This is a genomic window from Bradyrhizobium genosp. SA-4 str. CB756, from assembly GCF_000473125.1.
GTDB classification, from domain to species: domain Bacteria; phylum Pseudomonadota; class Alphaproteobacteria; order Rhizobiales; family Xanthobacteraceae; genus Bradyrhizobium; species Bradyrhizobium arachidis.
Genome location: NZ_KI421499.1, coordinates 7,097,737 through 7,113,521 on the forward strand (window position 1 = coordinate 7,097,737; position 15,785 = coordinate 7,113,521).

The following is a 15,785-nucleotide window of genomic DNA, read 5'->3' on the forward strand; positions in this document are numbered from 1 at the left end:
CCGATTTATTGGACACACTGTACAATTTCATACTGTGGGCGTGACTGCCCGGCGCGACGGTGTCAACCAGCGCCCGGCTGAATCGGTCGTCCGGCAGTCTCGGTGCGTCTCCGACCCGGAGATGCCCGGGACCGTTACCCGAAACTTGAGCGCATGAAAAGCCAGTAGCCGCTGAGCAGACTGATCACAGCGGATACGGCATAGACCAGCCCAGTCGCCCTCATCGGCTTGACGCGGTCAGTCGTGATCAGTCGGTCGAACAGGCCGAGCACCGGGAGTACGATCGCGACCATCGCGACTTGGCCGATTTCGACGCCGATATTGAAGGCAGCAAGCGCCGGCACGATCGCATTCGTCGGCAAACCGACCTCATGAAGCGCGCCGGCAAAGCCGAAGCCATGGATCAGGCCGAACAGGAAGGCCACGCGCCAGCGCCTGTCTATGTCGCGCGAGAAGAAGTTCTCAACGGCAACGAACATAATCGAGGCCGCGATCGCTGGCTCCACAACGCGGCTCGGGATCACGACGAGGTCGAGCGCCGCCAGCGACAGCGTGATCGAATGGGCGACGGTGAAGGCGGTGACGATCTTGATGACCGGAATGAGCCGGCGCGCCCACAGCACGACTGCGATCAGAAAGGCGATGTGATCGTAGCCGAGAAAGATGTGCTCGATACCGGTGAGGAGATAGCGCTGCATTATCGACCTTAGCGGCGGCGCCGGCGCTGAAAGTGTGACGGTAGTATTGCCGGCATCGAGCAGCGCTTGCGCTTCGGACTTGCCCTGCGTGACCAGAACCACCTGACGCGCGGTCGGATCCTTCTCGGTCAGGACCGTCGAGCGGTAGACGATGTCGCCGGCAACGCCCTCGCAGGCAAAGCTGTTGCGATAGATGACACCGTCGCCATCGCCCAGGATGGCTGGAATCCCGGGGGCGCAGGCCGTCCCTTCGGCCCCCGATACGGCGAGATGTGCCTTCATGTAGGCGAGGATCGACGCAGCGGCCGCATCGACCGCGCCGGGATCGACCGCGTCTTCCTTTGCGTCGTAGATCTTGGTGCCGACGAGCCGGTCCATGTCGCTGCCCTTGAGCGCGACCTCGACGGTCACGGTGCGATCGGTGGTCAGCGCCACGCGCGCTGTCGAAAGGTTGACCTGATGCGCGCGAACCGGCGCGCCCAAGCTGAGCAGAACAAAGCCGAGCAGCAGGAGGCGAGCTAAGTTCACGATCCCGCTCCGATGGCACGGAGCAGCTCCGTCAAGCGGCGCATCTCGAACTCAGCGACGGTGACCACCGCGCCATTGGGCGCGAGCCGTGCGTAGCGGTCGAGACTATCGGCGGATGCGCCGAACTCTAGTCTTGCCAGCGGCGCGGCCGCATCGCGCGAGAACACCAGCACGATGAGGGTCGGCAGGTTGAGCCCATAGCGGGCGACTTGCGACGGATCAGCCGGTCCGACGCGCGTCTCGACTGCGGCGGAATCGAACGCGCGTAGCGCCGCGTCGATGACGCGGGCCTGCTCGGGATCGGCGACGTGCACAACATTGCCGGCGGCGTGGTTGTGCTGGCCGAGGTGCCGGAACCAGTTACCGTCAATGTCACGCTCGAAGCGGGTGAGCTTGCCCGCGAAGACGATCTCGAACGCCCACACCTGCGCCATAGAGATGGGCAGCAACAAGCTCTTGCCACGGCTTGCGGCATCCGGCCCAGCCGGGCCGCGCAGGCGGCGCGCCATATCGAGCGTAACCCGCCACTCCTCGCCGAAATGACGCGGCATCAGGTACACAGCGGGACGCCCGGCGATGCGGACATAATGAGAGGTGCTCGCCGGATTGAGCGCGCCCAAATTCACGGAGATCGTCGAACCATCGGCCGTCTCGATCACGGCCACGGTTGCGGGCGGGTCGAGCCCAAATGCAGCAAATTTTTCCACAGCGAGCTCGGCGGCCGGAATTTCGCGCGCGGGCTCGCTGACTGCGACTAGTCGCAGCGCCGTTTCGAGATGCGATCCGAACTCGGCCGGCACGGCGCCATCCATCCCCTCGATCATCCACTCGCCGGCTTTGCGAAGCAGGACAACGCTCCCGCGACCCGAACGAATCTCCACCCGCCGCGCGTCGGCGGGCGCGATGGTCACGAGGCCCTTCGGCGCAAATGCGACCTTGCTGCGCAGCTCCGGCCATCGCCCGCTGACGATCAGGACACCCAGCAGCGCCAGCAGGCACACAGCGAGGAGCGGCATCAGCCATCGGGTCATCCCGCGCTCAGCCGCCCCGTCCGTCACCGTCGCCTCCACCACATCGCAACACCGAACAGAGCCGTGCTCAGCGGCAGCAGCACCTCCAGCACGATGAAAGTGTCGCGCATCTGGGTGCTGGTCAACACGATCTCCGGCAGCTTGAAGGTCTGCGGTGCGACGCTCGGCGTGGCATCATCCTCGGCAAGCCAGCGAAGCATGGCAAGCGAGAGCTCGCCATTGGAGACGTAGGGAAAATATTCGTTGCTTGCGAACTTGCTGGTGCCGGCCACGACGAGGCGGAAGCGCTTGCCCGGCGAGGCCTCCGGCCAGCTGCCTTCGAGCGCGACCGCAAGCGGCTGTGCGCTCCGCCGCGTGTTCGTCGCGTCTCTCTCCGTCGCGGCGGGAGCAGACTTGGGCGAGCGCAAATAGCTATCCTGGCTGCTCGCAGCAAGCACGATCAAGCTGACCCCGGACCGCGGCTGCGCCACCGCGATCGGCCGCGCCTGCGGAAACACGGTCAGCGCCAGACGCTTCGTGATCGGGTGCGGCGGATAATAGGGCACGGCGACCTTGTCCGCATCGGTACGGAAATGATTGAGGGGATCGATGACGATCATGGCCTCGCTCGATAGTCCGACGGGCTTGAGCAGCAATCGCTCGAAATCGCCATCGAGCTGGGACAGCGGATCGATCAGGAGCAGAAGCCTGCCTCCACCTCTTACATAATCGCCGAGCAGCGCCGCCTCTTCAGCGGCAAAGGCTGTGCGCGGGCCGATGTCGGCGACCACCGAGCAGTCAGTTGGAATTCTGGACGCCGTCGCCGTGACGAGCTCGCGCATCTCGAAGCCGATCTGGTCGAGGGCAAGCAAGAGCCGGTCGAGTTGCTCGGGCGCCGTTTCCAGCACGTCGCCGGCGCCCGGCGCCTCGTGCCCCTTCAAAGTCTCGACATGGCTGAAATGAAAATGCGAAGGCAGCGGGCGGAACGTCTCGCCGTGGCCGGTGACGAAGCACACAGTCTCCACGTGCTTGCGCAGCACGCGCAACGCCGCATAGCCGATGCGGGCGGGATCGATGACGTTTTCGGCCAGGATCTTGCGATCGTCGGCCTGCAGCACGGCGGTGTTGTAGGCGCGCACACCGAGGTCGCGGGCAAGGCCGGGCTCCTTGTCGAGATCAATCGCGCGGAAGGCGAGCAGCGGATGATTCCGCGACGCGGTCTGAACGAGGTCGCGGACCGCAATCGCGTTGGCATCGCTCGCATTGTAGAAATAGGTCAGCGCGAGCGGTGTGCGCAGTTGCGAAATCACGTCAGTGAGCTGTCGCGGCGGCGTATTGCGACCTTCCCGGCTGACGTCAAAATGCACGTCGTGGCGATAGAGCGCCGTGTTGGCGCCGAAGACCGCCGCGATCGCCGCGACAACGATCGACGCGTTCCCGATCCAGGCCGACCAGCGCGAGCCGCCGCCGCGCAAAGGGAGTCGGATTGCCAGCATGAAGAGTGCGAACAGCGCGAAAGCGCAGGCGACGAACAAGAGGATGTTCGATGCAGTCTCGCCGAGCGACGCGAATCCGAGCGCACCGCAGAGGATGGCGCCAACCGCCAGGACGAGGAGAGCGACATTCGATTTAACAGATCCGCTCATCGCCTGCGCCTCTCACCGCCGTGCCAGTGCGCGGACTGTCAACAGCAGCGTCAGCAGGGTGACGCTGAGGAAGAAGCCCACGTCTGACAGATAGATCGAGCCGACGGCGAAGGGGCGGAAATGGACCGAGAGCGACAGGTTCACCACCAGCGTGTCCGCGGGGCTCGGCAGCAGCCAGCCGAAATTGTCGATGATCCAGAGCAGGAGGAACACGCTGAGCGAGATCAGCGCGGCGATCACCTGGTTGGCCGTCAGCGCCGAGGCCAACAGGCCTGTGCCGACCAGTGCCGATCCGAACAGCAGCAACCCGAAATAGCCGCTGTAGATCGGCCCGAAATCAGGATCGCCGAACCAGGCGAGCGCGGCCGCGTAGGCCCCCGACAGCACGAGCATGACCACGATCAGGCTCATCGCCGCCAAGAACTTCGCCAGCACTATCGCGACTTCGGAGAGCGGGGCGGTCAGGAGAACCTCCAGCGTCTTGAGCTTCCGCTCTTCCGCGAACAGTCGCATGGTGATCAGCGGTACGGTCAGCATGAACAGCACGAACATCTGGAAGAAGATGTGCACCATGCTGGGCTGGTGGCTAAGGAACAGGGTGAGCGTGAAGCTGTAGCCCATGATCAGCAGGAACACCGTCATCAGCACGTAGGCGATCGGTGAGGAGAACAGCGCCGTCGCTTCCTTCCCGAGCAGCACCGCGAAGCTTCTCATGCGGCCGCCTCCGGTCGCCGGGTGAGATTGAGAAACACCCGCTCGAGATCGGGCCGCAGCTCGGTCAGCTCGCGCACCGGGATTTGCGCGGCGACCAGTGCGGAGACCAGCTCGGCTGCGAGCGACGGACGCCGCTGCGCCCTGACGAGGAAGCGTCCGGCACCCTCGGGATCCGCGACAACCTCGCGCACGCCGGCGACGACCTTCGCCGCGCCGTGGACGGCCTCTTCCGACGCGTCTACCGACAGGCGCAACGTTTGATCCTGTGTGGCATCTTTCAGCGCATCGGACGTCAAGAGCACGCCGTCGAGCAGGATCATCACGCGCGAGGCAATTTTCTCGATCTCGGGCAGGATGTGCGAGGCCAGCAACACGGTGTGGCGTCCGGCCAGCGACTGGATCAGGTCGCGCACGCCGATCACCTGGTGCGGATCGAGCCCGCTGGTCGGCTCGTCCAGCACCAGAACTTTTGGATCGCCCAGGAGAGCCTGCGCGATCGAGACACGCTGACGAAAGCCGCGCGACAGTTTGCCAGTCGTGAGCCTCATGACGCGCGCGAGGTCCAACCGATCCACCGCCTCGTCGATCGCAGTCCTCGCCTTCGGTCCGTGCAAACCCTTGATACCGGCCATGAAATGCAGGAATTCGTCGACCCGCATGTGGTCGTAGAGCGGTGCATCTTCCGGCACATAGCTGATGGCACGACGCACGCCGAGGGAATCCTCGACCACGTCGTGGCCGGCGATCTCGATACGTCCCGAGGTTGGAACCAGGTAGCCCGTGAGCATGCGGAAGATCGTGCTCTTGCCGGACCCGTTCGGCCCGAGCAGGCCGACGATCTCCCCCGGCGCGATCGCAAAGGACACGTCGGCGACGGCGCGTCGCGGCCCGTACCATTTTGTGACGCGCTCGGCGAGAACGACCGGAGAGTCAGCCGGAAGCATGGAACGTTTAGACCCCCTCTGACGGGCACCGCGCAAGACTAGCGAGCAAAATCCCGGGCGCGAAGGCCCGGGAGGACGACTCCTGCGGGATGTCCCTAGGCTACTACCACTCACTCGTAGAATTCGGGCGAGTGCTTGTGCGCCTTGAAAGTATCGGGGTCGTGGGCATAGATGATGTCGGCGCCCTCGGTGTCGCGAACCCGCTTCACCCAGGCGTAGGCATCGAGCATGCCGACAGGATCATAGACGCTGCCGATGCTCGGCAGGATGTTCTTGTCCAGGTTCTCCTGAAGATAAACAGCGTCGCTGGTCAGCACCACCGTGCCAGTTTTCGGCAGGCGCACCACCAGGATCTGGCTTCCGGGCGTGTGCGACACGGTGCGGTGGATGAAGACGCTATTGTCTCCGAACAGGTCGAGATCGCCGTCGAGCTCGATGGTCTTGTACTTGGATGGCATCCCCCCGCCGACGCTGTTGCGCAGCATGGCGAAATCCTCAGAGATGAAGAAGGTCGCGTAGCCCGGCGCAGGCCAGAACGCGTTCCTCATCTCGTCGCGCTGGTACACGAAGGTCGAATCCAGGAACTTGCCGATGTTGCCGGCGTGATCGACGTGGAAATGACCGAGGATGACATATTTGATGTCAGATGGCGTGACGTTGATCTTGGAAAGCTGAGCGTCGATGGCGATGTCGGGCGAACGACCCGGATCAAGCGCCTTCACGAACGGCCCCCAATAGTCGGGGTCCTTGATAATGCGGTCGTTGTTGCCGCAATCGAACAGCACATCGCCCTTGGGGTGTCGGATCAGGAAGAAGCCGACAGGAATTTGGACCTTGCCGCTACTGCCGTTCTGAATGATCGACTTGTCGAGATTGAGCGCTCCCGAAGAGAAGACGTAGAGCTTCATCTCCTTTGGCGGTTCAGCGGCCGTCGCGATAGCCGACATAAAAAAAAGTCCTACGGCCAGCGAGCCAAGGACTCTTAACGCAGTCGCCCGCATGTCGTCCTCCCTGTTTTCGACGCGCTTATTTCAGCGGATGTAGCATCCTACCATAGTTTAATACGGCTGTGCAGGGCTCAATGGGCGCGAGCGGGCGAATAAAATAAAGCTTCGCGAGGCCTGACATTTTGTGCGGCGCAATTGTCCCACCAATGACCCCATCCTGCTCAGGCGACCACGCTGGCCACGACTGCCTTCAAACGTCGCGCACGTCGGCTGGTTTGAACCGAAGCTGCTAAGCCACGTTGACCGCCATTGATGTAGACCTGCTCCTGCCCAAGTGTGCCCTGCTCGACCACGGTGCGCACGAGTCTTCGCTGCCCGAAAGGGCCGATCCCGCCGATCTTGAAGCCGGCAACGCGTTCCGCCTCAGGCGGCTTCATCATCTGCGCCGACTTGCCACCGCCGGCAGCGGCGAGCTTCTTCATAGAGAATTCCTGGTCGGACAGGACAATGACCCGGACCGGCTTCCACCACCGGCTTCAGCGTCTTCAATACGCGCCGAGTGCTGCAGTCCGTGCTCTCGGGGCCGGGATCGTAGTCGTCGCTGTGAACGGCGAAAGCAACGCCGCGACCGCGAGCGCGTGCGTTGCGCGGGGTGGCTTTGGACATGCGCGATGCCTAGCACCGTCGTTGCGAGGAGCGAAGCGAGGACTTATGTTCCTGCGGCTGTCTACACGCCGATGTACAATCAATTCGTCAGCAAAAGGAACATGCGATGGGATTGAAGCGCGGGCGGTTCAAGCAGATAGATTCTCTCGAGGCGCGGCTTGAGCAATTTGCCCAGGATATGCGTAAGCGCGCAGACGGAAAGCCGGCGGGAGACGAACGTAACGCCTTGCTCAAGCGAGCACGTAATGCAGATCAAGGAATCGACATCGAGCGGAAACTTCGTCAAGAACACTAGGAACGCCCAAAAGAGAAGCGATTTAGCTTGGCTCCTCCCTGCTCCCGTTGTGAGGAAGGCACTGTGACCGAGACTGCGATCTAGCACCGGGCGCCGTCTACACTAGCTCTCTTCGAGAGCTACTGCAGCGCTGGCCCGCAGCACGACACGACCGATGGTGTCCCGTACGACCACCTTTGTTGTACCTGTTGAACATTCGTTTGCGCCATCCAGGATTGCTTGCGCGAGAGCTTCCATCGCGAGTCGCCGCACGGCATCGGTGCGAGTAAGGTCAATGCCGTCGTCATCGATGGTAATTTCGCGGGTATCATGAATATCGAGGAAGAACCTCGGCATGGCTCAGACAATCACGCGGCCAATTCGAAGTTCCTAGTTTTTTCGGTCAAAGCCTCTCCCCGGGCCGACAGCTGGTGGGTCGCTCTTTGCCGTTGCTCTAGTTTGACCTCAGGGCCTCGACCTCGAACGTGAGCTTGACCTGCATCAGGGGTCCCAATTCATCGCGGACCTCAATAGCCATGTCTTGCCGACCGATCGCGGGCGGGAAGCTGTGCAGTGCGTCGCGAGCCATGTCGGCGAGCGACTTGGCAGCTTCGGCCTGCACAGCTCGAAAACTGGAAAGCTCCAAGCCTTCTTCATCCACAGCGACGACATCGTCTTCCAGCAGGTCGAAAAAGTAACGCGGCATGGCAAGCATCCTTGTTCGCTGGACAGCAATTGGTGTCCGTTTCGACGTGCATCAGCAAAGCACAGGCACTGTCGTCAAACACTTCAGGGCAATTACTGACAGTAATTTTTCGGAACTCAAAAGCTGACATTTGCTAATTTTGAGTGGCCCACTCATGCCGATGCTCGAGCCCAGGTGAAGCGCGCCTAAATCCTAGTACGCGCGAGATGGAGCTTGAAAGCGGTCGTCGTTCGAGCCAATCCTGAGGGCGCGAATGTCTGGCATCCGCGCTCATGAGGCTCACGCCAAGAGCCAAGCCGCGACCGAAGTCAGCACGCGAAAGAGAAAGTAAAGCCATCCGGTCATCGCGGCCGTGACTGCCGACGAGGAAAAGCACCTGGACCAGGCCCTCGCCGAGTGCCGGTCGTGACTTTTGATCGGTGGGTGTCTTGGCTTGACCGGAACGCATCGTACTTACCATCCGGGAAAACCATGCGATGCGGTCGATGCGAGATTGTTTCTGTCCGGGGGCGCCTTTTGTGCGCGGGAGCCGTTCCCTACATGCGTCCGCTCAGGGGGCGTAACTTTTCATACTGTCGAAGCTCTCGAGGACGCGGCCGAACGCCGCGAACTCCAGTGTTCGCAGCGACCGGTGCGATAAGCGCGATCGCTGCGCGGCGTTCCTGGTCGGCCTCTGGGTCGCGTGCCGGCGCTAGTTTCGCGAAGCTTTCCGCGGAAGCTCAAGCCGTTTGGAGCGGGAGTGACGCGAGAAGGCGAGGGCAAAAGCGCAGGCGCCCCTCGACGCCGCCGCAGCACGCGGCCAGGCTGCGGGCGGCGCTCAGGAAGGTCGAGAATAGGTCCGGACACCAGTTTTAACCATCGCGCTTCCTCGTGCAAAAAAAATTGTTTGTGGGTCTTGAAACTTTTCTCTGGCTTCCAAATTTTTTCGGCGTCGTCGTACGACGATCGGGATGCCGTTCGGGTCCCGCCACTGAGACGGGCACTGGTCGTGTCCGGTGCCGCTCGTAACCATTTTGCTCCCAGGAGGATCTGGCTATGCGCACTATTGATTTTTCGCCCCTGTTCCGGTCGGCCATCGGCTTCGACCGTCTTTTCGATCTCGCCGAAGCCGCCCAGCGCGCGGGCGAAGAGACTTATCCCCCCTACAACATCGAGCGTCTTGACGAGAACCGCTTCCTGATCTCGGTGGCGCTCGCGGGTTTCAGCCCGGACGAAGTCGTCCTGACAGTCGAGCAGAACGTCCTGACGCTCGAAGGCCACAAGAGCGAGAAGGAAGGCAAAACCTTCCTCCATCGCGGCATCTCCGCTCGCCACTTCAAGCGCCAGTTCACGCTCGCCGACCACGTCGAGGTCAAGGGCGCTAGCTTCGAGAATGGCTTGCTTGTCATCGACCTGCAGCGGGAGATTCCCGAGGCGATGAAGCCGCGACGCATCGCGATCAACGGCGTCGTGCCCAGCAACGTCACGCAGATCGAATCCAAGGCCGCCTGAGGCCATCCTGCTGATCAGCGACCAAAGCCGCGCGGGCCTTCCGCGCGGCTCTCCCCTCAACTCGTCTTGGAAATGGAGGAAGCCATGCGGCCGACGACCGCTCTTCACGACAACGTTGTCGATCTAAACGCCATCATCCATCCCGGTACGGTTTTCGAGCATCCCCGGGACGTGGTCTCTCATCCTTCTCTCAGCCTGTCCGAGAAACGTGCCATCCTGGCTTCGTGGGCATCAGACGCTTCTGCGATCGCATCGTGCCCGTCACTGCGGGCCCCCGAGGGGCTGAAGGCGCCGGTCACGATCGACGAGATTTTGGAGGCGCTTTGCGCGCTGGACGAAGGCCCCCGGCATCCTCCCGGGGGCAAGCCGATGCGCTTGCGGTCGGTCGAGCGTGCAGCGGCCTAGGAGACGGTGAGGAGTGAAGAAGATGCTCGATGAGAACCTTGCCCGCATCCGTGCGCACCGCAACAACGTCCACCGCTATCGAAGACTTCTAAAGACGCGGCTCTCGGCCCTCGAGCGCCAGTTCATCGAAAGGCGTCTCTCCGGGGAGAGCTCGGCCCTGGAGGCGTTGACTTCTCAGACGTTTCCCATCGCGCTCACCATGCCCGCGACACCGGTCTTGCCCGCGACAACGGGGGCTGCGCCATGATCGCCGTGCGGGACATGCTGATCCGCGGCAGCGAGAAGGTCATAGCTCACTACCGGTTGCTGCTCGCCCACGCCACGACCCACAAGGAGCGAGAACTTTACCTGAGCCGGATCGAACGCGAGCAGCGGCTTCTGGACCAGCTCCACGGCGGCTTGCCGGGACGGATCGCGGCATGAACACTCGAACCGGCGAAGAGAACTACGCGGGCTTCGATGTCGTGTTGAAGCGACGCGGGCGCGGCCGATGGAAGTGGGCCGTCTGCGCAGCTGGAGGCGAGGTCGTGATGTCCGGCTCGGAGTGCAGCCGCGCTGCCGCTAGGTACAAGGCGGAGCGCGCGCTGTTTCTCCTGCTCTGCGCAAGCGCGTCGCGGGTGGGGTCCGTCGGAGGGCGGACCATAGGCTCGGGCTTGCCGCGGCCATAGTGCTAGGAACCTTCAACATCGCTGGCAGGTTGTCCGCTAAACGCTTTTGCCATGGAAGCCAATCTTGGAAGGCAGCGCGAGAAGGGAGCGACCTTTCGAACTGTAGCGTGTACCCGCCCGCCGGCTGTCAGGTCGGCGGGTTCTTCGCTCGAACTCCTCCATTGGATCTGTCCGTAGGCGTCCTTGGCTTAGAGATCTTATTGTGCTCCCGCCTTCACAGCGAAGGGGGTGCCAGCTATGGCCGAACACCCCAACGTGGCTCGCGTGCAGGACCTGGCCGTGCGGAGCGCCACGCAGAACGCCAGAATGCGCGACGTCGTAGCTCGAGCCGTTGAGGCGCTTAGCCTCCCCTCGCCGGATACCTTCCTAGGTCGCAGAACCTACGAGCCGTTCCCAAAAGAACTGGATGAATGACTGTCTCGGAGGCATATTTCGGGCATGCCTCACCTCGAGAACTGCAAAACCATCCTCCGGAAGCTGATCGCCAAGGGCGACGCGAAATGCATCCCCTTGGCTGAGCGAGCCATTAACGACTACTTGGAAGCGACCCCTGCCGCGGCTCGCAAGAGTGGCCTTCGGCTGATCCAGCTGGACGTACTAGCCCAGTCCGAGGCCGTACTAGGCGCGCTGCACAACTTTGCGGATGCAGTGAACGCCTACATCGAAAAAAAGCTAACGGAGGAGTAGGTCGCCTCAACTAGGGTCTCTCATTCGCCGGCCTAAGGCGAGGCCGGGGCTTGGAAGCCGAGCATGCGGCCCGCGCGACGCCCCCCTCTATGCGGAGTTGGTCGAAACCACAGATGGTCGTAAGCTGACGAAGTCCACGCGCCATGCTATTTGTCCGCGGCAGCAATCAACGGCAGTGATCGTCATGGATTGCACAATCTCACGTCGACTGGTGCTTGTTGGCTGCCTGAGCCTTTGCATGCGGAAAGCCTGCGCTCAAAAAACGCGCGTCTGGCGCGTAGCATACCTTGCATCCGGGCGAGCGTCGGTCACCGTTCCAGTCATGAAAGAGACCCTTCGCCAACTCGGATACCAAGAGGGCAGAAATCTCGTTTTCGATGTTCGGGACGCTAATGGTCGTTATTCAGAGCTCCCCGAACTTATGCAACAGCTTCTTTCGCTGAAGCCCGATGTGATCGTTGCGGAGGCCACTCCCGCGATAGCGGTAGCCCAGATGGCCACGTCATCGATTCCCATCGTCATGTCCCCATCGACCGATCCGATTAGCTCCGGGTTCATCAGGAGTTTCGCACGTCCGGGCGGCAACATCACAGGCGTCGCCAACATGTTTGGCGATACCACAGCCAAGACGCTTGATATCATTCGACTCGTATTCACGGGTGCGAAGAACCTCGCTGTCTTGATTTCAAATAACCCGACGCACCCGCAGCTCTTCGAAGTCGCAAGCAAGGCCGCAGCCAAAATCGGGGTGTCAGCCGGACGGTTTGTCGCGCCCAACCCTGAGGACCTGAAGAAGGCGTTTGCGGAGATGAAGGCTGGTAACGTCGACGTCGCGTATGTCCTTGCCGACCCCGTCAGGCCAGCGCTTCCCGCCGTCGCCCTCGAACACGGCATTCCCACCGTCTTCCAGGTCAACAGCTACACCGAGCTCGGCGGCCTGATGAGTTATGGACCGGACATCCTACCGCTGTTCGTCATGGCGGCCCATTATGTGGATCGCATCTTGAAGGGCGGCAACCCTGCCGAAATGCCCGTCCAGCAACCGACCAAATTCGTTTTCGCCGTTAATCTGCGAACCGCAAAGGCTCTCGGCCTGACGATTCCTGAAACCGTGCTGGCGATGGCTGATAAGGTGATAGAATAGCTTAGATCTGGAGGCATTGCGCGAAAGGGTGGCGCGAGACCTATCCGTCTCCCGCTCTCGCGCGGGACGACGAAGGCCGCAGCAAGGTCAATCGCTGCGGCCCGCGCGCGGTCAAATGAACCGGGTGAAACGATCTACGTGAACTATTCAACCAGCCCCGGTCCGACGATTATCCACCCCGGCTTTCCGGATCGCATTGCTCTATGTGAATCGGTTAGGAAATATTAGGAAGCTGTGCGAAAGCGAGCCTGCGGCTACGTGGTAGCTGCTTTTTCCGTGCCTAATTTGCCGTTACGTATCGTTTGGTACTCCACGATCCAACGTCCCTGCTACTATTTCCCGATCAGAGCGGGCGACCATGGATCGGCTGAAGAAAGCGTTGAGGCATCTCGAAGCCCAAGAAACGGGCGGCGAGACGCGAAGCAACAGACAAATGCCCGTCTCGCCTTGTTAGCTGAGCGTCGCGTCCAAATGATCATCGATCGCGAGCTTGCATCGAAGGTCTAGGGGCCTAGGCCGCGGCAGCCTAGTTGGTCCGGGCGAGGGACACGTTTTTCGAACGTGGAGCAGCATCTCGCTTTGGGGGCCCTTCGGGTTTAATGCCGTTTTGCTCGTCGAACTGCTTTATCCAGGATTGTATGTAGCGAGGATCATCGGGGCATAGCCGCTCAAGTAAACGAAGGTTCTGCGCTCGGAAGTCCAAAAGGGTTTTCGGCATTACGCTTCCTCGAAACCCTGCCCATAAATAGCTTGAGGTATCGGGAAAAACTGGTCAACCTCAAAAGGCTGCTTGAAAGCCGCGCCCGGTTGATGCAGCCCAAAACGTGGAGCCGTTGAACAGAGGTCGGGAGCCTCTACGCTCAACGCAGCGGGGAGCACCTATGGTTTGACTACCTTCGTCAATCTAGCCCTCGGAACTGGGTGTGAGAGCCGTTACTGAAATACTTTGGGCAGCACGACGACGACCTCAATCACCTGTTTCAAGATCTCCGTAGCCAAATCCGCAATCAACAAGGCGAAGTCATCTTCGATCTCCGCGGCGATGCTTTCGTCCTTCGCATGGACGTACAAAAGCGGTCCATCCACTTCAGCAAATCTGACGCCAGCGAACACGCGATAGAATACGGTGGCGCCTATTACTCCGGCTAGCTTTGCCTGAACCGCGTAGTCCTGGGTGTCGCTGAGATCCATGGCGCGGAGATAAAGTCACTTCACGCGAAAACAAGTCATAAAAATAATTTCAGCAACCTATTGCAAGCGAGTGAGCGGAAACTCCCGCTGTCTGCGGGCGCGGTTCTCATGCGCTTGCCGGATACTCGTTTGTTGGAGCGGATGCCATCGCGGCCTTCTTGGGTTGCGCTTAGCTCGTTCAAAGGACTGAGCAAAGGAACGGGCCGTTCGTAGCCGCGTTTTCCTTCGAGTACCTGGACTACCGGTCATGGATTCAGCCCGCTCAGAGACCGGCTCTTGGTCGAGCTGCTATGCTACCATTTGCCGATATTCAAGCCGTGCCCAGAACAACGTGCCGTGAAACATGGCGATGATCGCGAGCAGCACCAAGAGGCACGTCCCGAACCCGATCCATGCGGCAGCGGCTTGTCGCAATTCGATCCGGTCGCAATTCGATCCGGCCTGTCGCATCGCGGAGGTAGCCAGGCCACCGCAATGGCTCCGGGGTCGCGCTGAACACCTCGACATAGACCCGCCCCAACGACAGGAATGGCATGACGATACGCGCCACTCCGTATCCGATCAGCTCGACGAGCATTCCAAACCTGGACATGGCCGAACTCAAGCACGTCAGAAAGTGTGCATCATACAACACAACAACCACAGGTTTGGTGCCCTGCACGATCTAAGAGCGCAGCCCATAGGTCAACGTCGAAAAAGGATCATGCGGCCGCTTCTTCGCAAGAAGTCGCAAATGTCTCTCACCGTCTAGGCCGCGCTGGAGAAGCGCAAGCAGCATTGTCATTGGCGGGGAGGCTGTGGTTTGCTGGGCGTTGGGTGTTTCTCTCTTCAATACGCTGCAATTAGGAGGTGCAGCTTCACGTTTTCGACGTCTTCGCCCTGGGCGGATTTACGGCATTTGCCACTCTCGATGCGCAAAGCCGGTCTGGGCGCGTCCGGCCGGACGGCAATGTTCTAACTTGCTAGAGGCGCCCTGAGCCCGGGTTGCTCGTACGAAGTGACCTCGCGCTACATTGCACGGCTACGCTATGCCGACCAGCGATCCTGTTCTTCTTGGTAAGCGTGTTCGTTGAACCGCGCCGCGACTTGTTCAGCCAGCTCCTTCGACTCCGTGGAGGCGATCGACCGGCCGTCGCGCGTTTTGAGCTTTTCTTCGTCGGCATGAATGGGCACGCAAAGCGAGCAGGTGTAATAGGCGCAACTGTATTCTATCGCGTGTTCGCTAGGGTCGATCTTCTGGGCCTTTGGCCCGGATCCTAGGAATTCAATCAAAGCTCCAGGCGCGAGTCCCCTGCGGACAATGCGCGAAGGTTTAATGATGCCGACCGCGCTCTTAGCTTGGATAAAGACGTACGTTCGAACCTCTCCTCTCTAATGGACGGCTACCGGGTAGGCGCCACCGGATCGGTCCCGGGAAGTTGTTGGCGACACTTAAAGTGCGCTCCTCGTCTGTCTCGAGAGCTATCTTTTGAGCGAGCATGACGTCGCCCTCTACCAAGCCGCCCAGCGGGACGAAACACCAGCCCGCGCCGAGCCGCCCGTCCTCGTCGATCTCGTTGACGTTCCCGGAGGTTCCCCGCCGGATGCGGTAACGCTTCCCACTGTCGCATCCTACCACATCGAAGTATCCCTTGCTATCGAACTCCGCCCTTTGCGCGGGTGAAAGCCAAGAACGCAGCAGCCGCAGCGCACGAGCTTGAATCGTTTTCTCGGCCTTAGCTGCTTGATAAAGCTTGCCAACCGCGACGCCTCGAAAAGTCCACGGGCCGATGCGATCAACCTTTCTCTTCACTTGGTGATCACCCGCCCACGAGCCGCGGGAAGAATAATGTCTCTTCGGCTGTCGGATCGAACGCCGTTATCCTAGTTACCTCACCCGGGCCATTCCGCACTGCCGCAGTATATCCTTTCAGAGTAAATTGCAGAAAGCGCCTCTCCGCCTCTGCCAATGCTTCTGTATTGCAGTTGTCGAAGAAGTGCCTGCTATCGCCGCTGTGGTCCATCACGATTTGCATTGCCATGCTGAGGCTCCCGATTGTCATCAAAGAGGAATGTGGAAGCCAAGC

General features: G+C 61.0%; 19 protein-coding genes and 1 pseudogene. 7 read left to right on the forward strand and 13 right to left on the reverse strand.

Annotated elements, in window-relative coordinates; translation table 11 throughout:
• Positions 1-134: 134 nt before the first annotated feature.
• The 7 genes and pseudogenes from BRAGE_RS0134105 to BRAGE_RS50600 all read right to left on the reverse strand — a co-directional run bounded on the left by BRAGE_RS0134105 (position 135) and on the right by BRAGE_RS50600 (position 7,153).
• Positions 135-1,226: a HupE/UreJ family protein gene (locus BRAGE_RS0134105; protein ID WP_084334556.1), complete on the reverse strand. Its 1,092-nt coding sequence runs from the start codon at positions 1,224-1,226 to the stop codon at positions 135-137.
• Positions 1,223-2,284 carry a DUF4340 domain-containing protein gene (locus BRAGE_RS0134110; RefSeq protein ID WP_141263115.1) on the reverse strand — a complete coding sequence of 354 codons (1,062 nt, stop codon included), beginning with the start codon at positions 2,282-2,284 and terminating at the stop codon, positions 1,223-1,225. The genes BRAGE_RS0134105 and BRAGE_RS0134110 overlap by 4 nt, the downstream gene beginning before the upstream one ends.
• A complete protein-coding gene (locus BRAGE_RS0134115; RefSeq protein WP_027561271.1) occupies positions 2,281-3,882 on the reverse strand; it encodes a Gldg family protein in 1,602 nt (533 codons plus the stop codon). The genes BRAGE_RS0134110 and BRAGE_RS0134115 overlap by 4 nt, the downstream gene beginning before the upstream one ends.
• Positions 3,883-3,894: 12 nt before the next feature.
• Positions 3,895-4,596 carry an ABC transporter permease gene (locus tag BRAGE_RS0134120; protein WP_027561272.1) on the reverse strand — a complete coding sequence of 234 codons (702 nt, stop codon included), beginning with the start codon at positions 4,594-4,596 and terminating at the stop codon, positions 3,895-3,897.
• Positions 4,593-5,540, reverse strand: a complete 948-nt coding sequence (locus BRAGE_RS0134125; RefSeq protein WP_027561273.1) for an ABC transporter ATP-binding protein — start codon at positions 5,538-5,540, stop codon at positions 4,593-4,595. Before BRAGE_RS0134125 ends, BRAGE_RS0134120 begins: the two co-directional genes overlap by 4 nt.
• Positions 5,541-5,650: 110 nt before the next feature.
• Complete coding sequence (locus BRAGE_RS0134130; RefSeq protein WP_027561274.1) at positions 5,651-6,487, reverse strand: N-acyl homoserine lactonase family protein; 837 nt, start codon at positions 6,485-6,487, stop codon at positions 5,651-5,653.
• A gap of 221 nt (positions 6,488-6,708) precedes the next feature.
• Positions 6,709-7,153 (reverse strand): annotated as a pseudogene (locus tag BRAGE_RS50600) (YbaK/EbsC family protein).
• A gap of 106 nt (positions 7,154-7,259) precedes the next feature.
• Between BRAGE_RS50600 and BRAGE_RS55255 the strand changes: the two are divergent.
• Complete coding sequence (locus BRAGE_RS55255; RefSeq protein ID WP_108914517.1) at positions 7,260-7,448, forward strand: hypothetical protein; 189 nt, start codon at positions 7,260-7,262, stop codon at positions 7,446-7,448.
• A 102-nt stretch (positions 7,449-7,550) separates the two neighbouring features.
• Here BRAGE_RS55255 and BRAGE_RS50605 read toward each other — a convergent pair whose 3' ends face one another.
• Together BRAGE_RS50605 and BRAGE_RS0134150 are read right to left on the reverse strand one after the other, a co-directional pair.
• Complete coding sequence (locus tag BRAGE_RS50605) at positions 7,551-7,784, reverse strand: DUF6894 family protein (protein WP_035730379.1); 234 nt, start codon at positions 7,782-7,784, stop codon at positions 7,551-7,553.
• Positions 7,785-7,881: 97 nt separating this feature from the next.
• The gene (locus tag BRAGE_RS0134150; RefSeq protein ID WP_027561276.1) at positions 7,882-8,133 is read right to left on the reverse strand and encodes a DUF6894 family protein; all 252 of its coding nucleotides are present in this window, start codon (positions 8,131-8,133) and stop codon (positions 7,882-7,884) included.
• A 1,035-nt stretch (positions 8,134-9,168) separates the two neighbouring features.
• Here BRAGE_RS0134150 and BRAGE_RS0134155 point away from each other — a divergent pair.
• The 6 genes from BRAGE_RS0134155 (at position 9,169) to BRAGE_RS0134190 (ending at position 12,528) form a co-directional block, all read left to right on the forward strand.
• Positions 9,169-9,624: an Hsp20 family protein gene (locus BRAGE_RS0134155; protein WP_027561277.1), complete on the forward strand. Its 456-nt coding sequence runs from the start codon at positions 9,169-9,171 to the stop codon at positions 9,622-9,624.
• Between the two features lie 84 nt (positions 9,625-9,708).
• Entirely contained in the window at positions 9,709-10,029 is a 321-nt protein-coding gene (locus BRAGE_RS0134160; protein ID WP_027561278.1) for a hypothetical protein, read from the forward strand.
• 22 nt (positions 10,030-10,051) lie between these two features.
• A complete protein-coding gene (locus tag BRAGE_RS0134165) occupies positions 10,052-10,276 on the forward strand; it encodes a hypothetical protein (protein WP_027561279.1) in 225 nt (74 codons plus the stop codon).
• Positions 10,273-10,452 (forward strand): hypothetical protein, encoded by a 180-nt coding sequence (locus BRAGE_RS0134170; protein ID WP_027561280.1) that lies wholly within the window; start codon positions 10,273-10,275, stop codon positions 10,450-10,452. The genes BRAGE_RS0134165 and BRAGE_RS0134170 overlap by 4 nt, the downstream gene beginning before the upstream one ends.
• A 683-nt stretch (positions 10,453-11,135) precedes the next feature.
• The gene (locus tag BRAGE_RS0134185; RefSeq protein ID WP_027561281.1) at positions 11,136-11,384 is read left to right on the forward strand and encodes a hypothetical protein; all 249 of its coding nucleotides are present in this window, start codon (positions 11,136-11,138) and stop codon (positions 11,382-11,384) included.
• Between the two features lie 322 nt (positions 11,385-11,706).
• On the forward strand, positions 11,707-12,528 hold the full coding sequence (locus BRAGE_RS0134190) for an ABC transporter substrate-binding protein (protein WP_027561282.1): 822 nt from the start codon (positions 11,707-11,709) through the stop codon (positions 12,526-12,528).
• A gap of 933 nt (positions 12,529-13,461) precedes the next feature.
• On the opposite strand, the gene BRAGE_RS0134195 is transcribed toward BRAGE_RS0134190, so the two are convergent.
• From BRAGE_RS0134195 to BRAGE_RS0134215, 4 genes are all read right to left on the reverse strand, one after another.
• On the reverse strand, positions 13,462-13,719 hold the full coding sequence (locus tag BRAGE_RS0134195; protein ID WP_027561283.1) for a hypothetical protein: 258 nt from the start codon (positions 13,717-13,719) through the stop codon (positions 13,462-13,464).
• A gap of 1,026 nt (positions 13,720-14,745) precedes the next feature.
• Positions 14,746-14,991: a hypothetical protein gene (locus tag BRAGE_RS50615; RefSeq protein WP_035730385.1), complete on the reverse strand. Its 246-nt coding sequence runs from the start codon at positions 14,989-14,991 to the stop codon at positions 14,746-14,748.
• A 61-nt stretch (positions 14,992-15,052) separates the two neighbouring features.
• Positions 15,053-15,511: a hypothetical protein gene (locus BRAGE_RS0134210; protein WP_051378238.1), complete on the reverse strand. Its 459-nt coding sequence runs from the start codon at positions 15,509-15,511 to the stop codon at positions 15,053-15,055.
• 7 nt (positions 15,512-15,518) lie between these two features.
• The gene (locus tag BRAGE_RS0134215) at positions 15,519-15,740 is read right to left on the reverse strand and encodes a hypothetical protein (protein WP_027561285.1); all 222 of its coding nucleotides are present in this window, start codon (positions 15,738-15,740) and stop codon (positions 15,519-15,521) included.
• Positions 15,741-15,785 lie beyond the last annotated feature (45 nt).